This window comes from Streptomyces sparsus, assembly GCF_054776295.1.
This window is the reverse complement of sequence record NZ_BAAHCA010000831.1, coordinates 1-2,190: the sequence shown is the minus strand read 5'-3', so window position 1 is coordinate 2,190 and position 2,190 is coordinate 1. Positions and strand designations below refer to the sequence as shown.

2 protein-coding genes are annotated in these 2,190 nt (G+C 72.3%); one reads left to right on the top strand and one right to left on the bottom strand.

Annotated features, from left to right (window positions below; genetic code table 11):
• Positions 1-927, bottom strand: a 927-nt coding sequence (locus ACYVE9_RS23925; protein WP_461029968.1) for a YihY/virulence factor BrkB family protein, incomplete at its 3' end; no start/stop codon positions are given.
• A gap of 137 nt (positions 928-1,064) precedes the next feature.
• On the opposite strand from ACYVE9_RS23925, the gene ACYVE9_RS23920 reads away from it, so the two are divergent.
• Positions 1,065-2,190: acyl-CoA dehydrogenase family protein (locus tag ACYVE9_RS23920; RefSeq protein ID WP_461029967.1), on the top strand; the 1,126-nt coding region annotated here is incomplete at its 3' end.

Sequence of the window (2,190 nt, the reverse complement as noted above, 5' to 3'; positions counted from 1 at the left end):
CGCCGCGGCGGCGACGACCTCGGCGGCCTCCGCCTCCCGCTGGCGTTCCTTGGCCCGCCGGGCGGCGGCGGTGGCCACCGACGGCCACACCCGGTCGATAGCCGCGTTCACGGCGGCACCGACCAGGACCGCGAAGGCCGAGATGAAGATCCACAGCAGCACCGCGACAGGTGCCGCCAGCGAGCCGTAGATGGTGGGCCCCTCCACCGTCGAGGTGAGGTAGATGCGCAGCAGGAAGCTGCCCCCCACCCACATCAGCAGGGAGACCAGGGCGCCGGGAATGTCCTCCCGCCAGGGCGAGCGGACGGGCACCGAGAAGTGGTAGAGCGTGGTGAGGAAGGCGACGGACAGCAGCAGCACGGTCGGCCAGTAGAAGACCCTGACCAGGAGTTCCGCCTGCGGGATCCAGCGGATGACGGCGTCCGGGCCGACCACCATGAGCGGCAGCGCGACCGCGCCGATCAGCAGCGCGATGATGTACAGCAGGAACGCCAGCAGCCGGGTCTTGACGATGCCGCGGTGGCCGTCGAGGCCGTACATCACCGTGATGGTGTCGATGAAGACGTTCACCGCCCGCGAGCCGGACCACAGGGCCAGCGCGAAACCGAACGAGACGATGTCCGGCCGACCGTCCCGTATGACGTCGTCGATGAGCGGCACGGCGATGTCGTTGACGCCCCGGTCGGACAGCACGGCCGAGGAGGCGTCCAGGATGTTCGTCCGCACGCTGGCGATGGTGTCGGTGCCGATGTACGCGTCGAGATAACCGAGCAGCCCGATGAGGCCGAGCAGCAGCGGCGGGAGCGACAGCAGGGTGAAGAACGCGGCCTCCGCCGCGAGGCCGAGGATCCGGTACTCGATGCAGGAGTTGACGGTGTCCTTCAGCAGCAGCCAGGTGAGCTTGCGTTTGGGGACGTTCCGGTACACAAGACGTGTTCTTGCCCGGCGGCCGGGGGGCCGGTTCGGGGGTGAAGTGGCTGCTCGCACACCCGTAACGTATCCGCCCCACGGCCCGTGACGCTCACCGGTGACGAGCCGGGTGCCCGCCGCCTACGCTGAGGCCCATGGCCGCCTCGACGCACACCGTGACGAATCAGCCCCCGCCGCTGGTGGACTACGACGTCTTCACGCAGGACCGGGCGCTCGCCGAGGGCGTGCGGCGGCACGCCGCGCCCGGGAACCGCACGGAGATCGAGGCCGAGCTGAGCGCGCTGGGCCGGGCGGCCGGATCGGCCGAGGCGCAGGAGTGGGGGGCGCAGGCCAACGCGCACCCGCCGGAGCTGCGTACCCACGACCGGTACGGCCACCGCGTCGACGAGGTCGACTTCCATCCGTCGTGGCACCGGCTGCTGGAGCGCGGCACGGCCGCCGGGCTCACCGACGCCTGGACCCGCCCGGACGGGCAGCTTCGGCGCAGCGCGGCGTTCCTGGTGTGGTCGCAGGTGGAGGCCGGGCACGGCTGCCCGCTGTCGATGACGCACGCCGCGGTGCCCGCGCTGCGGGCCGATCCGGGGCTGGCCGCGGTGTGGGAGCCGCTGCTCACCTCGCGCACCTACGAGCCGGGTCTCCGGCCGGCGGCCGGCAAGGCGGGTGCGCTGGCCGGTATGGGCATGACCGAGAAGCAGGGCGGTTCGGACGTCCGCGCCAACACGACCCGCGCGGAGCCGCTGGCCGAGGACGGCGCCTACACGCTGACCGGGCACAAGTGGTTCTGCTCGGCGCCGATGTCCGACGTCTTCCTGGTGCTCGCCCAAACGGGCCCCGGTGACGGCCGGCCGACCTGCTTCCTGCTGCCCCGGATGCTGCCCGACGGCACCCGCAACGCCTTCCGTGTGCAGCGTCTCAAGGACAAGCTCGGCAACCGGTCGAACGCGTCGGCCGAAGTGGAGTTCGACGGGTCCACCTGGGCACGCCGCGTGGGCGAGGAGGGCCGCGGGGTGGCGACCATCATCGAGATGGTCGCCGCGACCCGGCTGGACTGCGTGACCGGCTCGGCGGCACTGATGCGGCAGTCCGTGGCACAGGCCGCGCACCACGCGGCGCATCGCACTGCGTTCGGCGGGACGCTGCTCGACAAGCCGCTGATGCGGAACGTGCTCGCCGACCTGGCGCTGGAGTCGGAGGCGGCGACGACCCTGGCGCTGCGGCTGGCCGCGGCGTACGACCGGGCGGCGCGCGGCGACGGCTCGG